2 protein-coding genes are annotated in these 815 nt (G+C 72.6%); both read right to left on the bottom strand.

What is annotated here, in order from left to right; all coding sequences use genetic code 11:
• Positions 1–522, bottom strand: a 522-nt coding sequence (locus SSOG_RS57130) for an MFS transporter (RefSeq protein WP_039940234.1), incomplete at its 3' end; no start/stop codon positions are given.
• Positions 523–534: 12 nt separating this feature from the next.
• Positions 535–815, bottom strand: a 281-nt coding sequence (locus SSOG_RS44305; RefSeq protein ID WP_039940236.1) for a MarR family winged helix-turn-helix transcriptional regulator, incomplete at its 5' end; no start/stop codon positions are given.

Genomic DNA, 815 nt, shown 5'->3' on the forward strand with positions numbered 1-815 from the left:
CGAGCTTGCCCGCGGCGTACGGGACCAGCCCGCCACCGATGAAGTGGACGAAGCCGTACGCGGCCGAGGCGGATGTCGAGGGCGAACAGCGTCAGGTTCAGATACAGCGCGCGGGCTATGCCCAGCCGGGCCTTCGGCGCGGCGGCGGGGGCGTCCGGCGGCATCGACGGGATCGTCGGCTTCCGCGCGGGCTGGGGGATGACCATCGCCCTGGTCGCGACCATCGTGCTCGTCGAGCCCACCCCCGCCCACGATCAGCACCAGACCGGCGACCAGGGTGCGCTTGGCGCCGATGCGGCTGGAGACGAAACCGGTGACCAGCATGGCCACCGCCGTGACCACCAGATAGCTGGTGAACAGCAGCGACACCTGACTGGGCGTGGCCCGCAGCTTGCTGGAGAGGGCGGGCAGGATCGGATCCACGAGGCCGATGCCCATGAAGGAGATGACACAGGCGGAGGCGACCGCCCAGACGGCCTTGGGCTGCTTGAAGGGGCTGAGGGTGCGGGGAGCAGCGGACAAGAAGGGCTCCGTTCAGGAAGCGGAACTCCCCGGGGGCCTGCGGGTCCGCCCCGCGCCCGTCGCCAGCCGCTGGAGGGCGGGAGCGGCGGCGCGGACGGCGGTGGCGAGTGACTGTTCGTCCTCGGGGGGCAGGGTGGCGAGCAGTCCGGCCAGCCGGGCGGTACGGTCGCGGCGCCGTTCGGCGAGCAGCGCACGCCCGCCGTCGGTGATGGCCACCAGCACCACGCGCCCGTCGTGCGGATCGTCGACCCGGGTCACCAGGTCCTGCCGCTCCAGCCGCTGGATCAGCTGGG

Origin of the sequence: Streptomyces himastatinicus ATCC 53653, assembly GCF_000158915.1 — a bacterium.
GTDB lineage: Bacteria > Actinomycetota > Actinomycetes > Streptomycetales > Streptomycetaceae > Streptomyces > Streptomyces himastatinicus.